This window comes from Paenibacillus sp. FSL R7-0048 (genome assembly GCF_038004505.1).
Classification (GTDB): domain Bacteria; phylum Bacillota; class Bacilli; order Paenibacillales; family Paenibacillaceae; genus Paenibacillus_AQ; species Paenibacillus_AQ odorifer.
In genome coordinates, this window is sequence record NZ_JBBORF010000001.1 from 1,475,848 (window position 1) to 1,497,762 (window position 21,915).

19 protein-coding genes, 1 tRNA gene and 2 pseudogenes are annotated in these 21,915 nt (G+C 44.2%); 13 read left to right on the forward strand and 9 right to left on the reverse strand.

Annotation, left to right across the window (positions count from 1 at the left end; all coding sequences use genetic code 11):
• Positions 1-154 precede the first annotated feature (154 nt).
• The 5 genes from leuB (at position 155) to NSQ91_RS06470 (ending at position 5,699) form a co-directional block, all read left to right on the forward strand.
• The gene (gene leuB, locus NSQ91_RS06450) at positions 155-1,237 is read left to right on the forward strand and encodes a 3-isopropylmalate dehydrogenase (RefSeq protein ID WP_036680106.1); all 1,083 of its coding nucleotides are present in this window, start codon (positions 155-157) and stop codon (positions 1,235-1,237) included.
• Positions 1,238-1,418: 181 nt separating this feature from the next.
• Positions 1,419-1,958, forward strand: a complete 540-nt coding sequence (locus NSQ91_RS06455; protein WP_036680102.1) for a peroxiredoxin — start codon at positions 1,419-1,421, stop codon at positions 1,956-1,958.
• 225 nt (positions 1,959-2,183) lie between these two features.
• Positions 2,184-2,591 (forward strand): hypothetical protein, encoded by a 408-nt coding sequence (locus NSQ91_RS06460; RefSeq protein ID WP_340916993.1) that lies wholly within the window; start codon positions 2,184-2,186, stop codon positions 2,589-2,591.
• 391 nt (positions 2,592-2,982) lie between these two features.
• On the forward strand, positions 2,983-4,086 hold the full coding sequence (locus NSQ91_RS06465; RefSeq protein WP_076125474.1) for an ATP-binding protein: 1,104 nt from the start codon (positions 2,983-2,985) through the stop codon (positions 4,084-4,086).
• 107 nt (positions 4,087-4,193) lie between these two features.
• Positions 4,194-5,699 carry a leucyl aminopeptidase gene (locus NSQ91_RS06470; RefSeq protein WP_340916996.1) on the forward strand — a complete coding sequence of 502 codons (1,506 nt, stop codon included), beginning with the start codon at positions 4,194-4,196 and terminating at the stop codon, positions 5,697-5,699.
• Positions 5,700-5,797: 98 nt separating this feature from the next.
• Here the strand turns inward: NSQ91_RS06470 and NSQ91_RS06475 are convergent, their stop codons facing one another.
• The 4 genes from NSQ91_RS06475 to NSQ91_RS06490 all read right to left on the reverse strand — a co-directional run bounded on the left by NSQ91_RS06475 (position 5,798) and on the right by NSQ91_RS06490 (position 8,523).
• Positions 5,798-5,944, reverse strand: a complete 147-nt coding sequence (locus NSQ91_RS06475) for a hypothetical protein (protein ID WP_172628785.1) — start codon at positions 5,942-5,944, stop codon at positions 5,798-5,800.
• A 103-nt stretch (positions 5,945-6,047) separates the two neighbouring features.
• The gene (locus NSQ91_RS06480; RefSeq protein WP_038569228.1) at positions 6,048-6,227 is read right to left on the reverse strand and encodes a FeoB-associated Cys-rich membrane protein; all 180 of its coding nucleotides are present in this window, start codon (positions 6,225-6,227) and stop codon (positions 6,048-6,050) included.
• A 44-nt stretch (positions 6,228-6,271) separates the two neighbouring features.
• Positions 6,272-8,284, reverse strand: a complete 2,013-nt coding sequence (gene feoB / locus NSQ91_RS06485) for a ferrous iron transport protein B (RefSeq protein WP_076125470.1) — start codon at positions 8,282-8,284, stop codon at positions 6,272-6,274.
• Entirely contained in the window at positions 8,281-8,523 is a 243-nt protein-coding gene (locus NSQ91_RS06490; protein WP_036680093.1) for a FeoA family protein, read from the reverse strand. Before NSQ91_RS06490 ends, feoB begins: the two co-directional genes overlap by 4 nt.
• Positions 8,524-8,761: 238 nt before the next feature.
• Between NSQ91_RS06490 and NSQ91_RS06495 the strand changes: the two genes are divergently transcribed.
• The 4 genes and pseudogenes from NSQ91_RS06495 to NSQ91_RS06510 all read left to right on the forward strand — a co-directional run.
• Entirely contained in the window at positions 8,762-9,721 is a 960-nt protein-coding gene (locus tag NSQ91_RS06495; RefSeq protein ID WP_339189972.1) for an aldolase catalytic domain-containing protein, read from the forward strand.
• 244 nt (positions 9,722-9,965) lie between these two features.
• A complete protein-coding gene (locus tag NSQ91_RS06500) occupies positions 9,966-12,092 on the forward strand; it encodes a putative bifunctional diguanylate cyclase/phosphodiesterase (RefSeq protein ID WP_076192986.1) in 2,127 nt (708 codons plus the stop codon).
• A gap of 64 nt (positions 12,093-12,156) precedes the next feature.
• Positions 12,157-12,230: transfer RNA gene (locus NSQ91_RS06505), tRNA-Gly, on the forward strand.
• 147 nt (positions 12,231-12,377) lie between these two features.
• A pseudogene (locus NSQ91_RS06510) lies at positions 12,378-12,641 on the forward strand (cation diffusion facilitator family transporter); the annotation flags it as partial.
• A gap of 316 nt (positions 12,642-12,957) precedes the next feature.
• On the opposite strand, the gene NSQ91_RS06515 reads toward NSQ91_RS06510, so the two are convergent.
• Both NSQ91_RS06515 and NSQ91_RS06520 read right to left on the reverse strand, forming a co-directional pair.
• Positions 12,958-14,313, reverse strand: coding sequence for a dipeptidase (locus tag NSQ91_RS06515; protein WP_036680069.1), 1,356 nt, complete (start codon positions 14,311-14,313; stop codon positions 12,958-12,960).
• Between the two features lie 158 nt (positions 14,314-14,471).
• Entirely contained in the window at positions 14,472-15,155 is a 684-nt protein-coding gene (locus NSQ91_RS06520) for an SDR family NAD(P)-dependent oxidoreductase (protein ID WP_076282243.1), read from the reverse strand.
• Positions 15,156-15,270: 115 nt separating this feature from the next.
• On the opposite strand from NSQ91_RS06520, the gene NSQ91_RS06525 reads away from it, so the two are divergent.
• From NSQ91_RS06525 to NSQ91_RS06540, 4 genes are all read left to right on the forward strand, one after another.
• Positions 15,271-15,666 carry a winged helix-turn-helix transcriptional regulator gene (locus NSQ91_RS06525; RefSeq protein ID WP_256716524.1) on the forward strand — a complete coding sequence of 132 codons (396 nt, stop codon included), beginning with the start codon at positions 15,271-15,273 and terminating at the stop codon, positions 15,664-15,666.
• 42 nt (positions 15,667-15,708) lie between these two features.
• Positions 15,709-16,662 carry an RNA methyltransferase gene (locus tag NSQ91_RS06530; protein ID WP_076125464.1) on the forward strand — a complete coding sequence of 318 codons (954 nt, stop codon included), beginning with the start codon at positions 15,709-15,711 and terminating at the stop codon, positions 16,660-16,662.
• Between the two features lie 33 nt (positions 16,663-16,695).
• Complete coding sequence (locus tag NSQ91_RS06535) at positions 16,696-17,313, forward strand: NUDIX hydrolase (RefSeq protein ID WP_076125462.1); 618 nt, start codon at positions 16,696-16,698, stop codon at positions 17,311-17,313.
• Positions 17,314-17,515: 202 nt separating this feature from the next.
• Positions 17,516-17,668, forward strand: a complete 153-nt coding sequence (locus NSQ91_RS06540) for a hypothetical protein (RefSeq protein ID WP_155288093.1) — start codon at positions 17,516-17,518, stop codon at positions 17,666-17,668.
• Positions 17,669-17,784: 116 nt separating this feature from the next.
• Here NSQ91_RS06540 and NSQ91_RS06545 read toward each other — a convergent pair.
• From NSQ91_RS06545 to NSQ91_RS06555, 3 genes and pseudogenes are all read right to left on the reverse strand, one after another.
• Positions 17,785-19,344, reverse strand: a pseudogene (locus tag NSQ91_RS06545) (IS3 family transposase).
• Between the two features lie 100 nt (positions 19,345-19,444).
• The gene (locus tag NSQ91_RS06550; RefSeq protein WP_076125460.1) at positions 19,445-19,912 is read right to left on the reverse strand and encodes an ASCH domain-containing protein; all 468 of its coding nucleotides are present in this window, start codon (positions 19,910-19,912) and stop codon (positions 19,445-19,447) included.
• Between the two features lie 24 nt (positions 19,913-19,936).
• A complete protein-coding gene (locus tag NSQ91_RS06555) occupies positions 19,937-21,898 on the reverse strand; it encodes an ABC-F family ATP-binding cassette domain-containing protein (RefSeq protein ID WP_076305705.1) in 1,962 nt (653 codons plus the stop codon).
• Between the last annotated feature and the right edge of the window lie 17 nt (positions 21,899-21,915).

Sequence of the window (21,915 nt, forward strand, 5' to 3'; positions counted from 1 at the left end):
CAGCATTTACGGTGGTGTTCTGATTCTCACTGTTTATAGGCTATACCTATCAGTTCAATAGAATCTATATCTTTGTCCTTTACGACTGGGTATGATACAACAATATAAAGAAGAACTATGTCTGTTAGAGCAGAAAACTTGAGGAGTGACTGAGATGAGTGAAGTTAAAAAAATCGCCGTTATCGCAGGGGACGGTATTGGACCAGAAGTTGTAGCAGAAGCGGAAAAAGTATTGAAAGTAACAGAAGAAGTATTCGGTTATGCCTTTGAAACAGAGCATGCATTATTTGGCGGTATCGCTATAGACGAGAAGGGCACTCCGCTGCCGGAAGATACACTTGAAATCTGTCGTAGCGCAGATGCTGTGTTATTGGGTGCTGTTGGTGGACCGAAATGGGATAATAATCCAAAGGAGCTTCGTCCTGAAACCGGACTGCTCGGAATTCGCAAAGCACTGGGGTTGTTCTCCAACCTGCGTCCAGCTGTCGTATTTGACTGTCTTAAGGATGCTTCGACTTTGAAGCCTGAAGTCCTGGAAGGCACAGATCTTATGGTAGTTCGCGAACTGACTGGCGGGATTTATTTCGGAGATAAATTGCGCCGTCAAGGAGAACATGGTGAAGAAGCTGTGGATACCTGTGTATATAACGTAATGGAAGTAGAACGAATTGTCCGCCAAGCTTTTGAAATTGCCGGCAAGCGCCGCAATAAACTGGCGAGTGTTGATAAAGCGAATGTACTTGAAACTTCACGTTTGTGGCGTGAGGTTGTGAATAAGATCGCTCCAGAATATCCGGAGGTAGAGGTAGAGCATGTACTGGTTGATAACTGCGCAATGCAGCTGCTGCGCCGTCCATCTAGCTTTGACGTTATCGTTACTGAGAACATGTTTGGTGATATCCTGAGCGACGAGGCTGCTATGCTGACAGGTTCTATCGGTATGCTTGCTTCGGCTTCGATGGGTGACGGCAACTATGGTCTCTACGAGCCCGTTCACGGCTCTGCTCCTGATATTGCCGGACAAGGGCTTGCGAACCCGATCGCAACAATCTTGTCGCTGGCCCTTATGTTCCGCTTAACCTTTGGTTATGAGGATGCTGCTGCTGCAATCGAAGCTGCAGTTGCTGCAGTATTGGATGCAGGACACCGTACAAGTGATATCGCCGTGGATAAGAGCAAAGCGATCAGTACAACTGAAATGGGCGACCTGATTGTTGCAGCAATCCGCAAAGCTTAATTATTAGTTTATAATGATTATAAATAAATAATTGATCTAATCTTGACTTTGATTTTGTGCGATGATACCATTTGTTTAGTAGACAAGATATTATTGATTTCTGCAAATTTCAATATATTTCAGTATATTGAGAGATACAAATGGTACTTTTTCTTACATAATCAGAGGGAGGATTCTAGCAATGGCGGAACGTTTAGTAGGTAGACCGGCTCCCGATTTTACTATGGAAACCGTATCAGGTGATGGTAAGGATTTTGGTAAAGTAAGCTTGTCTGATTATCGTGGCAAATGGCTTGTATTCTTCTTCTATCCGCTTGATTTCACATTTGTATGTCCAACTGAAATCACAGCGCTCAGTGACGCAGCAGCACAGTTTGAAGCACTTGATACAGCGATTCTCGGCGCAAGCATCGATTCGATCCACAGCCACAAAGCTTGGATCAATACCCCTAAGGATTCTAATGGCCTGGGTCGTTTGAATTTCCCGCTTGCAGCTGATATTACGAAACAAGTCTCTAAAGACTATGGCATTCTGATTGAAGAAGAAGGTATCGCATTGCGTGGTTTGTTCATAATCGATCCTGAAGGCGAATTGAAATATCAAGTCGTTAACCACAATGATGTAGGCCGCAGCGTGGAAGAAACACTTCGTGTTCTGCAAGCCTTGCAATCTGGTGGTTTATGCCCAATGAACTGGAAGCCGGGAGATAAGAATCTGTAAATTTTAGACCGTTATCATAGTGATCCTTGATATTCTGATTTCTACCTCCTTGCAGAAAATTTTCTGTAAGGGGGTTTTTTGCTCCAAAAGATCTTGTATATCTAAATAGATTTGAAAATAGGCGCGAAAAGTTATATTATGTCCTCGAGTGGAGGAATCTCCATTGGGGTAATGTAATACAATAATAAACAATCAAAGGGTTATTTCTAAGGAGGGCGAACAAATATGAGCTTTTGCTGTGGAGCGAGTATGGTAGGAACAAAGGGGACCCTAAAACATTATCGCACGCAAGTCCATAATGTTCCCCTGCTTTTTTGTCCGGTATGTCATCGTGTGGAGGTTCACTACAAGGTCGAGAATGAATATGAGATCTTAGCGGAATATGCACATGGAGATGGTGTTACCGACGTGGACTTTCAGGACTATGTCATGGAAGACGAAACTGCAATATTCGAGAACGTCATTAACGTCGAGAGTGAAGATCCTCTAGCCGTTGTACGCAATCAAATCGATATGGCGCTTGACCTGCTAGCTGTAGCCAAACAGATTGAGGATACCAAGTGGGAACGGGAATTGAAAAAAAGGTTAGCTGTGATGAGTCATCGCCGTCTACGCCTGCAACAAAAGGCATAAGTTTATTACTAATTTTTTGGGCATGCCCCATTTTTCCATGTAAGCCTCCGCAATCGCGGGGGCTTTTTAGCTTTTTATAATCCTTTTTAGCTTTTCGTGATCCTTTTTAGATTGTTTTAAATCATTTAGGCGAATAAATAGCAATAAATATAATTTGATGTGATGTTTCATATGTCTTTGGAATCATTTTATGAATTTTTTTACCATTCGACAGTTTCTCCGATTGCGTTGTCTAGTTCTCTTGGATATGATTGGAATATAATTGAACCGGTTGGAAAAAGTGCAACGATTACCGAATGTTCTGGCGGCTTCGTCATACACTCAAATACATAGTAATTTGATGTCGCTTAAGCGTCTTCGTCAAATGCAGTAAAAGGGGGAACTTCGTATCGTGATTAGCCAATATCAAGAAAGTCTTCTATTACCGGGAAGAACCTATCAAACTGGACCTGTGGATACTACATACGAGGATGTTCTAGAGAATATTGACAGCGGAATCATGCTTTTTGATGAAGAGGGAGTTATAAGTTTTGTAAATAAGCAAATGTACGGGATGCTTGAGCTTACCCGTCACTCTCTTGTGGGCTGCACATTTTCCCATCTGCTGTCTAATATTCGACTGAGCCGTTCCAAGAAAAAACAAGTACTGCAGAGCTACAGAGAGATGGTATACAAAGGAAAATCAAATTATGAGTTTCTAGACGAGTATGGCCGTTACTGGAAGGTTACTTTATGCTGCGGAGAGCAAATGAAAGGCTGTTATTTGTTCACTGTCAAGGAAATCTCGGATTATAAGTTAATCGAACAAACGGCTTACCAGAACGATAGCTTGGCTATGCTAGGCAAATTATCCGCATCTATTGCCCATGAAATCCGGAATCCGTTGACCGCGATCCGGGGATTTATTCAACTGCTTCATCCATACTTGCATCAACTGGGGAAAGAGGAATATGCCAAGATTATATTGGCCGAGATCGATCGTGCGAACGATATTATTCATGAATTTCTGTCCTCCTCTAAGCCGTCAGTTCCGCAGGTGGGGATGATACCCGTGTCCGCATTGCTTAAGGAGGTTGTTCTCCTTACAGAGAGCGAAGCTTTAATGAAAGGCTGCCAGATCAATCTTCATCCTCTTCAAGAGGACATGGTGATTTCTGGCGATGTCAAACAGATGAAGCAAGTCGTGCTTAATATGATTAGAAATGCAATGGAGGCTGTAGCGGATCGAGAAGATGATTCGATGGGGAAAATCGAAGTTGGTGCCCGCAGAGAAGGCTCTGAGGTCCGTATTTTCATATCTGACAACGGTAAAGGAATGGATATTCGTACACTGGACAGGTTATTTAATCCTTTCTTTACTACCAAAGAGAATGGTACAGGATTGGGTCTTTCCGTAAGTGACCGCATCATCAAAAATCATGGCGGATGCATTTCTGTTAGCAGCAGAGTTAACGAGGGTACTCATTTTGTGATCTCTTTGCCATTAATCCATTAGAATAAGTAATAAGAGGCTGATCCCTGCGGATAATACAGATGCGGAGATCAGCCTTTGCTTATGTTACAATGGGTGTTGGTTTGGGGAAACAAATGGAGGGAATCACAATGAATATAGAATACAACAGTGGTGTTGCCAACAATGTGCAGGGTGATGCCCTTATCTTTATTATTTCTGAGTCTGAGGTCGAAAATGGAGGCTTTTCCGAGGGCTGGGATGACAGAATTCGCCTATTGGGAAAGGCAGGTTTATTTAAAGGCAAGCTTAATCAGACTTATGTACTACCTGCTGAGAATTCATCTGGTTGTCCTGTTGTTATTTTGGTTGGCAGGGGGGACCAACTTCTCACGACTGAGGATCTAAGGCAAATGGGGGCTCAGACAGCCCGTGCAGCACTTCGTTTGAAGGCGCTCAAGCTGGTATTTGAAGTGCCGGAAAAATTACAGGAGCTTACCGTAGAGAAGGATGTGACTTCTATTGCTTATGCACTGACGGAGGGGCTTATGCTTGGTTCCTATCGTCGGACTACCTATAAGCAGGTGCAGTCTTTTTATACAGGCCCAACAGCAGTTGTTTTCACTATAAAAGAGAAATTAGAGGGTACTGCCGGGCGGGAATGGACTGAAGGCATTCAGAAGGGGCTAGCTTTCGGTGAGGCCACGAATTTGGCGCGGAGCTTGACCAACATGCCTGGTAATCTATTGACCCCCTCAGACCTTGCTGTGGCCGCTATAGAGGTTGCTGAACGATATGGCTTTCCTTCTGAGGTGCTGGACGAACGGGAAATTGAGCAAAAAGGAATGGGCGGATTGCTCGCCGTCGGAAAAGGAAGTGTAAACCCTCCACGAATGATCGTCATCCGTTATCAGGGGACAGGGAATTGGGATAACGTAGTGGGGCTTGTAGGGAAGGGAGTTACCTTTGACACCGGCGGGATCTCCTTAAAAAGAGCACCAGGTATGGAAGAGCTGATTAGTGATATGGGAGGGGCAGCGGCTGTAATCGGAGTAATGGAGGCGCTTGGCCGCTTACGTCCACGAATGAATGTCGTTATGGTTATTCCATCTGCGGAGAATATGCCATCGGCCAATGCTTTTAAGCCTGGAGATGTTATTACCTCCATGAGCGGACGAACAATAGAAGTGTTGAATACCGACGCTGAAGGCAGAATTGTCCTGGGAGATGCGCTGACTTATGCTCGGGAATGGGGAGCGAAACGTATTATCGATGTAGCTACGCTGACAGGCGCTGTGTTGTCCACTTTGGGAGATATAGCAACAGGTGCTGTGACTAATGATGAAGCGTTTCTGGAGCGATTTCTGGCCGCTTCAAGCTATTCAGGGGAAAAGGTCTGGCAGCTTCCGGCATACCCGGAATTTCGTGAAATGCTAAAGAGCGAGGTTGCCGATATCCGTAACACTGCTGGAAGATATGGTGGAGCTACTACAGGCGGATTATTTGTAGGTGAGTTTGCTGAGGGCTTGCCATGGATTCATCTAGATATTGCTGGCACTGCATATGTATCTAAAGAACGTGGAGTTAATCCTAAGGGAGCAACAGGTGTCATGGTTCGTTCTATCATTCAGTGGCTGCTGAGCGAAAGCGAGATCTAAACATCCGGGGAGCTGTCCGTTCTAAACAACAAGGGGTGTTCCCTAAACCAGACTCTGGTTTAGGGAACACCCCTTTATTGAAATCCAAGAGCAGAAGCTTAAACAGTACCACTGGATTTTTTGGCCTTCGATTGGGAAGTGTAGGATTGAATGCCGTTCATAATTTTATCGCGAGTTCCCTTATTCTTCAGTAAATATACTGCTCCCAATGCGACTGTTGTAAATAATGTCTTTTTGGTATTCATAGGAATTACCTCCTTGGTATTGTCTGTAGTTGCTTATAACAAACATACCCGTTAGTTAAGGAGGCTAAACGATAAATCTCTATTTATTGCTCGTTTTACAAGCTTACTTCTTGTTGTTAACCGGTGTTGAACAACAAGAAAGAGGGGAATCCATCGATGCTGCCGAGCAGCTTTTTCCTTTATCACAGCCTGCACAAGCGCCCTGCTTCCCCTTTTGCACATGTCGATAGATGGTCCAGCCAGAATAACCGAAAATTAAGGCGACAATCACAACATTTATCATAATGGTACCCCACTTTCATCATGAGAATCTTATAATTTACAAGTCTACGACCATCCTAATAACCGTCCGCCTTGAAAAATAATTAAAGATACGATATACGCCAGAACGAGAGAATAGCCCATGGAGAAGAAGGTCCATTTCCAAGACGCTGTTTCTTTTTTGATTACCCCTACAGTAGCCAAACAAGGAATATATAGCAGGATAAAGGCCATAAAGCTGATCGAACTCAATGGTGTGAAGACTTGAGAAATTTGATTTTCTAAACCAGCAGCATCTGGTGCGTGATAGATGATATTCATGGTAGAGACTACGACCTCTTTTGCCAAAAAGCCCGGAACCAATGTAGAGCCAGCCTGCCATGTTCCGAAACCAAGCGGTGCCAGTAGCGGGGCGATCATACCTCCAAACTTAGCCAGGAAGCTGTGATCCATGTCCACATCAAACCCGCCAGGACCGGCATAAGACATAAACCAAATAATTGCTGAGCCTGCAAGAATAATAGTTCCAGCTTTTCGCAGGAAACCTTTGCCCTTTTCCCAAGTGCTGCGCGATAAGGTCTTGATCTGCGGCATGCGATAAGGTGGAAGCTCGATCATGAAAACTGAGGATTCATTTTTGAATAAATATTTAGAGAATACCTTACAAAGAATCAGCGCAAACACAATACCCATCACATACATGGACAGAACTGCTACGGCCTCTTGCGCCGGAAAAAACACAGCTGCGAATAAAGCGTAAACAGGCAGTCTCGCAGAGCAGGACATAAGTGGCATTAGCAAGGTGGTCAGCATTCGGTCTTTGGGCTGTTCGATGCTGCGCGCCGCCATTATGGCAGGTACATTGCAGCCAAAGCCAATGATGAATGGAATAAATGCTTTTCCGTTTAGTCCCATACGTTCCATCGTGCTGTCCATTAATAAGCAAACCCGAGCCATGTATCCTGAATCCTCCAAGAAGGAAATGATCAGGAAGAGAATGAAGATTTGCGGGACAAAGACGAGGACGCCCCCTACACCGCTAATTAATCCATCGACGATCAGGGCATGGGTGAAGCTGGATGCTCCAAGCGTCTGTAGCAGGGAATTGGCTCCATCACTAATCGGTCCGGAGATCAGGCCATCGAGGAGATCTGATAGAGGTCCGCCGACCCAGTCAAATGTGGTCTTAAAGAGAGCATACATAAAGAAGATAAATAAGGGCAGTCCTAGAAAACGATGCGTCAATATGGAATCTAATTTTTCTGTTAAGTTATGAGGCTTCTGCGTTGTTGTATCAAGTACAACCTCACAAATGGAGTGGATATAATCCATACGCTGTGAGCGAATCCATTGGGGGAGCGTCAGGGCCAGCTTTTTGATCTGTAGCTCACTCTGACAGGATTCACAGATATTTAGCAGGCGGGTGGTGTCCATACGTGTCTTTAGAAAATGAAGAATAACCGGATTCTGCTCCATAAGCTGTAGAGCAATCCAGCGGTGATTGGGTAAGTCCTTGATAGGAAGTAATTCCTTTTCTATAGAAGATATCGCATGCTCTACAATCTCACCATAGTTCAACTTGAACTTTACAGCGGGAATCGCAGAGGATTTCTCTAAAATACTGAGGACTTGTGCGCAGCCTTTTCCCGTTCTTGCAACAAGCGGGAGGACAGTTATACCCAGTCGTGATTGTAAGACTTCATGATTGATGCGAATTCCACGTGCATTGGCGACGTCAATCATATTCAGTCCGAGTAAGGTAGGTTTGCCATACTCAAGTAATTGAAGCGTGAGCAGCAGATTTCGTTCCAGCTGTGAAGCATCCACGATATTAATTAAGGCTTCAGGAGATTCTTCTATTAAATACTGGGCAGCAACTCCCTCATCACGTGAGAGTGGGTGCAAGGAATAGATGCCCGGCAAATCAATGAGCTTGCCAGCGCCGTTCTTCAGGCTGCCGATCTTCTTTTCTACCGTTACCCCTGACCAGTTACCAACATATTCGTATGAGGAGGTCAATGTATTGAAGAGAGAGGTTTTACCTGTATTGGGGTTACCTACAAGTGCTATTGAACTCAAGACACGTTCACCTCAATCAATGAAGCTTCCTTCCGGCGGATGGCGAACAGTTGTCCATTGCATTCCAAGGTAATAGGTCCTAAAAAAGGTCCTTTTCCTTTCAGGCGAATGCTCACACCCTCGGACACTCCAAGATCAGCCAGACGACGACGCAGGATGGGGTTGATTCCTTCTATTTTATGAATATATCCGGTCGAACCCGGTTGTAGTCGCAGTAATGAGCAAGAGGTAGAAGCCATTTTTATCCCTCCAAAAGAGACTGATAATCAATCTCAATGATTTTCTTGTAATGTAGCATTTTTAGGGCTTATTTACTGTGATCATTGTCGCTGACACGATGTGGTAATAGCATTAAAGAGAAGAAGATGAAATTCCTTTACATTTTATTCTTCATTAAAGTATGATTATACGATATAAATTGCATAGTAAAGCTATATTCGCGGTTATAATGATTGCAATAGTTGAAGGGAGATAATTATGAAGACTAATCAATGTAAGATTGTTGACTGCACCATCCGAGATGGGGGCCTAGTGAACAACTGGGATTTTAGTGTGGAATTTGTACAAAACTTATATGCCGGCTTGAATGAAGCTGGTGTTGATTATATGGAAATCGGTTATAAAAATTCACCAAAATTGCTCAAAGGAGCAGAGGGTGCCGGACCATGGCGTTTTCTGGACGATGATTTCCTGCGTAAAGTGATTCCGCAAAAAGGTCACACCAAGCTATCTGCTTTGGTTGATATCGGCCGCGTGGATGAGAATGATATTTTGCCTCGCAGCGAAAGTATGCTGGATTTGATTCGTGTGGCATGCTACAGCAAAGATGTAGAGAAAGCCCTGCAATTGGTACAAACTTTCCATGATCTAGGCTATGAGACAACGATCAACATTATGGCTTTGTCTAATGTTATGGAGAATGAATTGTTGGAAGCTTTTGAAATGATCCGTGAGAGCGTTGTTGATGTGGTATATATTGTAGATTCATACGGCAGCTTGGATCACAATGACATGAATTATCTGGTTGAGAAGTTCAAGACACATCTGCCAAACAAACGTCTAGGCGTACATACTCACAATAATCTTCAGTTGGCGTTCTCCAACACGTTGATTGCTGCTGAGAATGGTGTAGAGTTACTGGATGCTTCTTGTTATGGAATGGGACGAGCTGCAGGAAATTGCCCTACAGAGCTGTTAGTAACTCATTTGAAGAAAACACGTTACTCCTTGCGCCCTGTGCTTGATATTATTGAACGCCTGATGATTCCTTTGCGTGAGAAAGAGGAGTGGGGCTATATCATTCCTTATATGATCACAGGTACACTTGATGAGCATCCACGTTCAGCAATGGCACTTCGTGCATCTGCAGACAAGGATAAATCCGTTGATTTTTTTGATAAGCTTACAACACCAGAAGTAACCTTTGGTGACAAATAAACTTGAGTTTCTTAGAAGCACTGAACCCTTTCGTAGGGGGAAGTGCTTTTTTGGTTGCCTGCTAGCAGAAAATGGTTTATATTTATGCAAGATTTATGAATATATAACTTATAAACGCGCCTTCCTTTTGAATGCCCATAAAAGAAATGTAACTTAAAAGTCCTATCCCGCCGATATTTATACATAGGACATAACTATACTTGAATGTTAATTAATAGATATTATTTTCAGACGCGAGGGACTTATGAGACAAGAAGAGAAAAAGACAATTCAAGCAGCTGCTGTAGGCGCCTTGCTGTTCCTTTTAATTCAAATTTTCCATACATCGCTTAACCGATTGGACGATTGGGATATTATTTCTTCTCTCTATCTCATTGTCGGCTGCTGTAATGTTGCTTTTGGATTTGCAATATTTGCACAGGGCTGGTTATTCTTCTCTAGCAGATTATCTAAAGGAAGATTATATGCCGCTGCTCTTTTTGGTGGAATATGTATTATTGATTTCTTGCATACACTGGGTTTTGTCGGCGTCCCGTTGATTTCATCATTCATAACTTTTGAAGAATCGTTGTGGCTGCGAACCCTCTCACGACTAATCAGCGGTTTAGGAATGTTGTTTATTTTTAGCAGGGAAGATAAGCCCGTGTCTGTCTCTGAAAAAAGAAAATTGTTTAGAATAGCCTTCATGTTGATTGTGCTTTCCATTGTTTTGTTTATTTTCAGCCACTCGGCATTGCCTCAGTTATTAACTAAGCCTTGGATGAATCCATTGAAGCAGATTGCTGATTTAGCAGTTCTTTTTGTTTACTTGGCAGGTGTTGCAGTTATTGTATTTCCTGAAAAAAGTGAAAAGTCAGCCTCACTGCTTATTATTATTCGAGCACTTATCTTTTTCTCTTTGGGCCAAGCCTTTTTTATGAGTCCATTCAGTAGTGGCAATATAGATGATCTTTTTGGAATGGTGTGTAGCGGAGTTGCTTACTACTTGCTGCTTACCGGAGTATATCGTCTGACGATTGAAGAACCTTTTTACGAAAAGCAGTTGGCTGAGGAGCGGATCAATTATTTAGCCTATCATGATGATTTAACGGGACTTCCCAATAGACGTCGTCTGACGCAGCGTGTAGAAGAGATGATTATTGCTGGAGAGAAGAAAACGAGCGATAAATTCTCAGCGTTAGCTATTATGAATATTAATCATTTCAAGAATATAAATGACTCCCTGGGCCATTTTGCCGGAGACCATTTATTGAAGCTGGTGTCTGAGCGGCTTGTGAATGAGGCCAAATCTACTGAAGAGCTTTATAGTATGGGGGCGGATGAGTTCGCTTTTCTTATGATGGAGAGAGCAAGTCTTGGAGAATGTTTGGTACGAGCTACGGAGCTGCATCGATTGTTTGAGGTACCTATTGCCTTAGAGTCGGGGGAGTACCATATTTCGCTTAGTATGGGGTTAAGTATTTATCCCGGTGACGGTGAAACTGCGGAACATCTGATTCAGAATGCTGATACGGCTGTACATAATGCCAAGGAACAGGGAGTGGAGATTCGCCGGTATATCCCAGCTATGCAGATGAAAGCAAAGGAACGTCTAAAGCTGGAAAATGACCTCCGCAGAGCGCTTGAACGCAATGAATTCTTTCTGGTGTATCAGCCAAAGGTTTTGCTGGAGACGGAAGAGATCGTAGGAATGGAAGCTCTGCTCCGCTGGAATCATCCGAAACGTGGTCTGGTCTCTCCTGCGGAATTTATCCCGTTAGCTGAGGAGAGTGGACTCATTGTTCCGATTGGGGAATGGGTACTCAAAACAGCTTGTCTGCAGAATAAAAAATGGCAGCTGGCCGGCTATGTGCCGATTTGCGTCTCCATCAACCTATCTATGCGGCAATTCCTTCAGCCTAATCTAGCAGGGAGGATTCATACCATCTTAACCGACATTGGATTAGATCCGTGTTATGTCGACCTTGAGATTACTGAGAGTATGACCTTGGATAAAGAAACAGCCTTTGATCAGCTGAAACGTCTGAAAGAGCTTGGTGTCTTCATCAGTATTGATGATTTTGGTACAGGCTACAGCTCCCTGCATTATCTAAAGAACATGCCAATCGACAGATTGAAAATCGACAGGTCGTTCGTATCAGAGGTTATGGAGGACAGCAACAATGCTGCTATAGTCTCTACAATCACTTCTATGGCGCATCATTTGAAGCTGAAGGTTACGGCTGAGGGTGTTGAGAACAAGGAGCAGCTGCAGTTTTTGCGTGAGCAGCATTGTCATGAAGCTCAAGGATTTCTGTTCAGCAAACCTATTCAACCAGCAGAGTTTGAGGCGATATTTTTAAAAAAGGCACCCCTCGGCGCTTCCCTGTAAACTAAAAAAATGTTGATTTTTACTTGTAGAGATGATACAATAACTCTTGTATTCACTTTCTAGTGCGGGTGTAGTTCAATGGTAGAACTTCAGCCTTCCAAGCTGATAGCGTGGGTTCGATTCCCATCACCCGCTCCATAATTCAAACTTCCAAATCCTTGCGATGCAAGGGTTTTTTTATATCCCATCAGCCTATTAATGGTTGGTGGGATTTTTTTGTTTATGCTATTTGCCTAATGGAAAAACTTTAATATAGCGTACTTTTAAGAAAAGGTTGTGAAACTTTTGAATGGTGCAAAGATTGCGTTCCTATCTGTACTTAGCAATACATTTATCGTTTCTTTAAAGCTTATGGTCGGAGTACTTACAGGTTCAGTAGCAATTATCTCGGAAGCGATCCACTCCTCCTTAGATTTAGTTGCTTCGTTGATTGCTTTTTTCTCGGTCCGATGGTCGAGTCGCTCTGCGAATAAAGCTCATCCTTATGGTCATGGCAAAGTGGAGAATATCTCAGGGACGATTGAAACGTTGCTTATTTTTGTTGCTGGAGATATTACATGAAGGATAATAATTGTGATTAAGCACAGAGTTTCTCTGCTATTTCAATATTTTGTATTAAGTGATATGGTGATTATATCTCTTTTATATTCATTCTATATGGGGGACGGATAATGATCGCTTATTTAAGACCTTTAATAATAAGTAGCTCAGTTAAAAGCCTGATTTTTCTTTTAATAATAATGGTGATAGCAATGGTATGGTGGTTTTATAAATGGACTAAGCAATGATGCTCTTTTGTTTGGCCGCATACTAAAAAGCCAGGCTCCCAATTTAGGGAACCTGGCTTTAATTGTTTGTAGGGAGCTTATACAGTCTTTAGGAACTCAACAATGGTGAGTAATCCCTTGTCGAAGTTCTCCAGGTTGAAATGCTCATCCGGTGCATGCAGGTTCTCATCATCGAGACCAAAGCCCATCAGAACGACAGGTGCTTCCAGTACACGGGAGAAGCTCTCCATGATCGGAATGGAGCCGCCGTCTTTGGTGAAGAGGGCACGGGTTCCATATACTTTGCCATATGCGTCTGCTGCAGTTTGCAGAATAGGATTCGACGGATCGATGTTAAAGGCACGGGCCTTCTCCATTTGCTTAACATGCACTTTCGCTCCGGTCTGAATATTAGCCTTCAGATGTGCTTCAACGGCATCGAGGATATGCTGTGGATCCTGATCGCCTACTAGGCGGCAGGTAATCTTCGCATGGGCTTCTTTAGGGATAACCGTCTTACTGCCTTCCCCTTGGAAACCGCCGTATACGCCGTTAAGCTCAAGCGTAGGACGAGCGCCAATCCGTTCTACAAAGGAATAACCTTCTTCCCCGTATAACGATTCCAATCCAAGACCTTCGCGGATTTTATCTTCATTCACACCTTGCTTCACGAATTCTTCCCGCAGCATTGGGGAAAGTTCAGGAACACCATCATAGAATCCGTCTACAGATACACGTCCTTTGTCGTCATGAAGCGAGCTTAGTAAAGATACTAGGGCATGCAGTGCATTCGGAACACCGCCGCCGTAAGAACCGGAGTGCAGGTCTGTCAAAGCGGTAGTTACATCAACTTCAAGGGAAGCTAGTCCACGTAGCCCAGTGCAGATGGCAGGACGACCGCGTTCCAATAGGGATGTATCGGAGACTAACACCGCATCCGCAGCGAGCTTTTCTTTATTGGCTTCAAGGAACGGAGGCAGATTCACACTGCCGATTTCTTCTTCCCCTTCGATGCAAAGCTTGAGATTCACAGGAAGAGTACCTTCTTGTTTCAGGATCGCCTCAATGGCTTTGAGGTGAACGAATACTTGTCCTTTGTCATCTGTTGCTCCGCGTGCATAAAGCTTGCCATCACGAATCTCTGGTTCAAATGGAGGTGTGGTCCATAGGTTTAATGGGTCTACTGGTTGTACATCGTAGTGACCATACACGAGAATGGTTGGTTTGCCTGGAGCATGAAGATAATCGGCATATATAACGGGATGTCCCGCTGTCGGATGCAACTCAATGTTCTCAAGTCCGGCTTTTTTCAGGGTGTCTGTCAGCCAATGGGCTGCCTTCAGTACATCGTCCTTATGTTCAGATAAGGCAGAAATACTTGGAATTCTGAGCCATTGTTTTAGTTCTTCGAGATGTTCATCCCGGTGGGTTGAAAAATAAGTTTCGTATGACATAGTGAGTATGTACCTCCTTAAGTTTTGCTGCGCAAAACCGGCTTTGTAAGCGCCTGGGCATAAGCTTATTGGCCATGCGTGACCGTCTTGTTTAGCATTCTATAGGAACCATTATACTGGAGAACTCACTATGGATCAAAAGCGATGGGGCAAACCTCTCACCAGATGATTGTAGCCGGTGTCACACCTTGGGGAAAAGTATCCTCAGTTTTGCTTTTGTCCATATACATCTCATACCAAACATCAGCGATGAGTCCTGGATCTGTAGCAGTGCCGGGTTTAATGAATACACCAAGTGCTAAATGACCTACATAGATTCCTTGTGGAGCCAAATCTGCATGCAGGTTAAGTGCGTAGTTTCTTAATCCGCTAAGCGCAATGCCAACATTACCCATCATCTGCATGGGATAGACGGAGGACAATCCGGTTGTGAACAGCAGTGCGCCGCTGCGTTTCTCCAGCATCTCAGGCAATACCTGTGCTACGCTGCGGATAGCGGCTACAACCAGTGCCTGAAAGGCATCCTGTGCATTTTCTTCGGTTACTTGTGAAGCAGGAGTAGGAGGGTAATTTCCACTTGTCGGGCTGAATTCGAGCACATCGATAAAGCCGTATTTTTTCTTGATATTATCGAAGGCTGTGGCTACTTGTTCTTTATTGTATACGTCGGCAGGAAAAGCAGCAGCCTCGATATTTAGTGCTTGCAGTTCCTGAACAAGGGTGTTCAGCTTCTCTTCATTTCGAGAGATTAATGCCACTTGAAATCCGTTGGCTCCGAATTTTTTGGCGATTGAGAGTCCTAGGCCGGGTCCAGCACCCATGATGGCAATGGTCTTTTTCATGATTTATTAGTTCCTTTCCGGTTGTTGATTACTAACAGTAACCATGATAAGCTGAATAGGCTTGAGGGACAAGAAGGCACTATTACATGCTTAAGTTACATGGAGGTAACCACAGTTGGAACATTCAAAGGAAGAACCCACCCGGTTCATGCCGATGCTGGAGGATTGCTCCATTACCCGCCAGATTCTGGACAGGGTCGGAGACAAATGGAGTGTACTGATCATAGTCAATTTAGGTGCTGAAGCTTTGCGGTTCAAAGAGTTGCAAAGGCGCTCTGGAGGGATATCACAACGGATGCTGACCCAGACCCTGCGCCATTTGGAACGGGATGGATTAGTTTGGCGTAAAGCGACGCCTACAGTCCCACTGACTGTGGAATACGGTCTGACGAGCATAGGAGAATCATTGTTGAGACCTTTAACCTCGCTTGTGGACTGGGTCAACAAAAACAATGGGAAGATCGCCAAAGCGCGTATAGATTATGACCACCAGCACGACACACAGGAGTAACAAGACAGCAGAACAATTCACTGGGATAGAGGATGGATTATATTGCATACGGAAAGTGGAACAAACACATTTATTTATACTTACACCTGTTCAGAGGACGAATTATCGCTGTGTCAGATGGAGCTGCGATGTCTTTTTGGCGAGCAGGTGCCGACTGCTCTTTTTAAGAGTGAGGTTGAAGTGGATGTCAGCCGCAGTCCCTTCATTAAAGAGCGGATAGATGTAATGTATGAAGGGGATAGTCTGCCTGAGATTTATGATCAAACGGAGCAGGTGGAGCTTGGCGGCAAGACGTTTAAGGTTATTTTTGTGAAGACCAACGATCTGGGCCCTGCAGACAAAATAGAGTATGATGAGCGCAGAGTGATCGAGCGGGAAATTGGGTTGCGGATTGAAGGAGAAGCGGATGTTAACCATCCGGAGCTGGTATACGGCATTGTTACGCTGGGTGGACGCTGGTACTTCGGATCTTATCATAAAAACAAGGCAACTTGGTTCCGCCAAATGAAGAAGCCACGCAGCTATTCTATCGCGCTTAGTACACGTGTTGCCCGTGCCGCGGTTAATATGGCTATTCCGAATCCTGAAGGTATACGTGCTATAGATCCTTGCTGTGGTATTGGAACTGTAATGGTAGAAGCCTTGTCAATGGGAATCGACATGGTTGGACGTGATATTAACCCTATGATTGCTACCGGTGCGAGAACAAATATTGCCCATTTTGGATTCACCAGTGAGGTAACGCTTGGGGATATTGCGGATATCACTGATCATTACGATGTAGCCATTGTAGATATGCCATATAATCTATATTCTAGTATTACACCTGAGGAGCAGTTCGCGATTCTAGTGAATGCGCGCCGGATTGCAGATCGGGTGGTTATCGTTGCGATTGAACCGATGGACGAGATGATCACTGAAGCTGGATTTACAATCATAGACCGTTGTGAAGCTAAAAAAGGAGCCTTCTCGCGTCATTTAATGCTTTGCCAGTAATCCTAATCAAGGTACCGAAAAAGGGGTGCAGCAATGGAGCAGAAATGGTTAACGTGGGCCAAAGAAATTCAGGCCATCGCACAGACTGGATTAACTTATGCTAAGGATGTTTATGATATAGAACGGTATCAAGCTTTGCGGGAGCTCAGTGTAGATATCCTCGCTAATTATACCTTCGAAAGCAAGGAGAGAATTAGACTCTCCTTTGCGGGTGAAGGGGGTTATGCTACTCCAAAAGTTGATGTCCGTGGTGTTGTATTCCGGGAGGATGAAATTCTACTTGTTCGCGAGAAGTTGGACGGGAATTGGGCGCTTCCTGGTGGTTGGGGAGACATTGGACTGTCCCCGAGTGAGGTTGTTGTGAAAGAAATCAAAGAGGAATCGGGTTTTGAGGCAGAAGCAGTTCGCTTACTGGCTGTATTAGATAAGAAATTTCATAACCATCCACCGGAGCCTTATCACGTGTATAAGTTCTTTATTTTATGCCGCATTGTGGGCGGAGAGGCAATGGAAGGGGTAGAGACAAGCGAAGTTTCTTTTTTTGCAGAAGATAAGCTGCCTGAGCTCTCAGCAGAGCGGAATACAGAGGCACAGATTCGGACGATGTTTGAATATTTACGAAATCCGGAAAAAGTAGTAATATTGGACTAAGAATCTGCATATACTGTATGACTTCCGCAAATTTAAGTTTTTAATTATTCAAAATTTGGTTAATATCTAATATGTAAGCACTTACAACGGTTTGGCCGCTGAGCCTTTATATCTACCAAAATTCAAAATTTTAATTTTTTGGGTCGAGCGGTCTACATTTTTTCCTCTACTGTGACGATAAGATATTTTAGGAGGGGATCGCATGGAACAAGAAGAATTGAGCATTCCATTGAAACAGGAAAATGTGGTGCGTCCTGCAGAAGGCAATATTGCCACTGGGCTGGTTTGGGGTATCTTAATCAGCATTCCGTTATGGATCTCTGTTATTGGCTGGATTTTGGGATTTTGGCACTAAACCATAAATTAATGAGGATCTAATTCTGTTGAATTTATAGTATACACAAAAGGCTGTCCCTTCCTTGTGGATGAACTGCACCCCGTCAAGTAGACAGCACAAAAAATAAAAGTAGTTTAAGCGGCCTTAGTCCTAAATTCAATGGGACTGAGGCCGTTTAGTTTTGCCTGTAACCGTTCGTTATTGTAAAAATGAATGTAGGTATCAATATCTGTTTGGAGTTCTTCAAAGGTCTGGTAGGAATGTAAGTAGTACTTCTCACATTTCAATGTTCCCCAGAAGGATTCCATCGGCGAATTGTCAATGCAGCAGCCTACTCGGGACATGCTTTGCTTCAGTTCTGCATCGTCCAGCATCTTTTTAAAATGCAGAGAGGTATACTGAAAACCACGGTCGCTATGGAGTAAGGTTCGGCTCTCCGGTGCTGCCTTCAAAGCTAATTCCAGTGTGTTAAAAACTAGCGAATTATTATTGGAATGACCCAGAACGTAAGCAACAATCGACTTGTCATACAGATCTTTTATTGCACTTAAATACGCCTTCTTGCCGTTTCCGTATTTGAATTCCGTTACATCCGTTACCCATTTTTTGGTTTGGAGCTTCAGCCTCAAAATTACGGTTCAGCACATTCTCTGCAACCTGCTGCGGCGTGGAGCCTACATACTTCTTTTTCTTTCTGCGGATGACTGACTGGATGCCTTGGCATCTCATCAGCCGGTACACTCGCTTTGCGTTAATAGATTTATCCATTTGTCTGCGCAAATGCAGGGTCAATTGGCGATACCCAAAGGTTCGTTCCACCTTCTCATACAAGAGGAGCATAGCCTCTGTCAGTTTCTCGTTGTCTGCCTCTCGAGAACTGGGTTTGCGATTCAACCATTTGTAATAACTTGACCGTGAAATCCCTGCGATGTCACACAAAAGCCGAATGGAGCAAGACTGTTCCTGCTGAACGGCCTGAATGGCCAGGTAGATGTTCACCTGGCGAATGGTCCTTAACGTCTCCTCCTTTCGAGTTCCTCTAACTTTTTTAGAAAAGCATTCTCCGCACGCAGGCGTGCATTCTCGTATTCCAGCTTTTGCATCGCGAGTTTGTGGCGATCTGCTTCCGTAAGTTCTTCAGGCGCTTTAGTGCGTCCTCTACCGTCTCGTAACGCCTCTTCACCACCAGCTTCGTACTTCTTTACCCAGCTATATACTTGTTGGTAAGACACGTGAAAATGGCTTGCCGTCTTCGCATAGTCTTCTCTGTTCGAAAGGCAGTACAGCACGATATTTATCCGTTCCTGCCAAGTGGTTACGCGTCCTTTGGTCATAGCTTTAGTTCCTCCTGAATGAGCTGTTAAGCTGTTGCTATGACCATTATACTTCCTAATCCAGTTGGCGAGTTGGGTTGAACTTGCAATCTTATACTTGCAGATGATTTGGTTTTGCGACAATCCTCCCTCGAGATAGTCCTTAACGGCATGGAGTTTAAGTTCTGCAGAATATGTACGATTGTAGCTTCGGACTTCCAGCCCTTCGTATCCATACAATTGATAACGTTGCCGCCACTTCACTAATGAGTTTTTGGATATTCCATACTTCCGGGCCGCAGTTTTCAAACCAATGTCGCCCCGTTCAATTTCTTGGAGAATCGTTAACTTTTCCAGTGCTGTAAACTTCTTTTGTTCCATAAAAATGCTCCCCATACAGCGACAGGTTTTTATTATTTCACCTGTCTACTATATGGGGAGCATATCAGGAAGAGACAGCCTTTTGCGTTTTCTGAAGATCTTAGCCTTTTGTATATACCACTTTAAAATTCTCACAAACAACTTTCATCTTTGGATCAAAGGGTTTGTTTAAGAATTTTAAGGATTCTCGGGTGAAGAACTGCTCATGATCATGACGCCATGACTTAAGCGTCCGGTCACCCTCTCCTTCAGTATAGGCAAACTCAGCGCTAACCTCATCAAAAGGTATAATTTGTACCTCTGTAGTAATAATTATTGCCTGCGGATCACCAGAACCATCCAGCACGATACTGTGCCCGCCAACTTGCGGAAACGTCTCGTCACAAGTTTCAAATATATCATAATTTGAAGCAGTTCCTGTCTTGATCCCACGAATCACCAGATCGAGCAGTTTATCGGCCATCTGGGGACTGTCACCAAAGGCCCAGGCGTCATATTTATCCGCTTTTTGTGGATGAAGCTGGGTATATTCTTTCCATAACAACTTAATTTTCTCTTTGTTGCTCATATGCTCATCTCCTTATAGATCAATTTATAGATCAGTTGTCTCCATCCATCCTGTATAGAGCTCATCCAACTGTTCCTGTATCGCATCACGTTCTTGTTGCAGTTCAGCAAGTTCAACTGCATCGCTGCTGATCAGGGGCTCTAACATCTTGGCATCGATCACGCCAAGGCGTTTCTCTACCTCTGCAATGGCCGTTTCCCAGTCGAAGGTGGTGTTTTTCCTACGGGAACTGGAGGATTTAGCGTTGGTTTCTTTCCCTGAATTGTTAGATTGAGGCTTATCAGAGCCTGAACTTGTTCGTTCTGCAGAGAAAGGTTTAGCTTGATCCGCAAAAGAGGGAGCTAATAATGCTTTTTCAGCTTGTTTTTCCTTGTAATATTCATAGTTTCCGTTGAACACTCCAAACCGCCCGTCTTCAATGGACCATAGTTTGTGAAATAGACGATTGATGAAATAACGGTCATGAGATACCGCCAGAACTGTGCCTGGAAACTCCTCTAATGCTTCTTCGAGTGCTTCACGAGAATCTATGTCCAGATGATTGGTCGGCTCATCGAGAATCAGCAGGTTTGGCTTGCGATGCATTAGTACAGCGAAACGCAGGCGGGTCCATTCACCACCGGACAGATTCGTAATGTCTTTGAATACATCGGGACCATAGAATAGGAAACGTGCAAGCTGCCCGCGAGCTTCACCTTCTTCAAGTCCAGCTTCTTCGCGGAAGTAGCGGAGTACAGACTGTTTGTTATTTTCCGGAACAGCCTCTTGTGCGAGGTAGCCGACCACAGTTCTTGAACCGAGTGTACAGCTTCCGCTGTCCGGGGTTTCCTGCCCTAAAATAATTCTTAAAAGTGTACTTTTACCTGCCCCGTTACCGCCGATGAGTGCCGTAGTCTCTCCGTAGCGAAGCACTTCGTTTGCCTCTGTGAAAAGGCTTCGCTGACCATATGCTTTTCCGATATCCTCCAAAATGACAACCTGATTACCGGAACGGTCATTTTGCTGTAGCTGCAAATCCATTGATTTGCGCTCCAGAATGGGACGTTTAACCTTCACCATACGATCCAGTGCTTTTTGCATGGATGCTGCTCTCCGGTAAAAGGAAGGGTTAGGAGGAGTCCCGCGATTGCCAAATTCAATGAGACGTTTGATGCTTTCCTGCATTTGTTTTATTTTTTTCTGCTGCTCTTGATAATCAGCAAATTGTTGAAGAAGTCGTGTTTCCTTCTCCACTTGATAGCCGCTGTAGTTGGTGTGGAAGGTAAAAGCCTCGCCATCTTCAATCTCGATGACTTTCTTGACTACAGCGTCCAGAAAGTAGCGGTCATGGGAGATCGCCAGCACTGTTCCATCATAACTCTGTAAAAATTGCTCCAACCATTCGATGGCATTCATATCGAGATGATTGGTTGGTTCATCCAGTAGAAGGATGTCTGGACGGCGCAGCAGCAGCTCCGCAAGTCCGACTTTTGTTTTTTCTCCTCCTGAAAGAGAGGCGAACAGTCGGCTGTATTGTCCGGTTCCGATCCCGAGACCCGAGGCTACGCGCTGAATAGAGGATTCGATCTCGTAACCTCCGGCGGCCTCGAACTTATCCTGCAAGCTGCCATATTCTTTTAACAGCCGATTCCAGAGGGTTTCATCCGTTCCGCTGTTAAAGCTGGACATTTCCAGCTCAAGCTCCCGCAGGCGGTGCTGCCATTGCAAAGGTTCAGCAAAGCTGCGCTGTAGAACATCATATACGGTTTCTTTTTCGCTAACTTCTTGTATTTGAGCCAGCAGGCCTACTACGCTATCTTTGCGTATTGAAATTTGCCCTTCATCCGGACGTTCTTCCCCGTTCAGCAGGTGGAATAGTGTCGTTTTGCCACAACCGTTGCGGCCGATCAGGCCAATTTTTTCCCCTTGGCGGATATCGAAGGTAATGCTATTCAACACGAGTTGTGCCCCGTGGTATTTTTGAACATTTTGGCATTGGATGATCATATATATTCTCCTTTAAG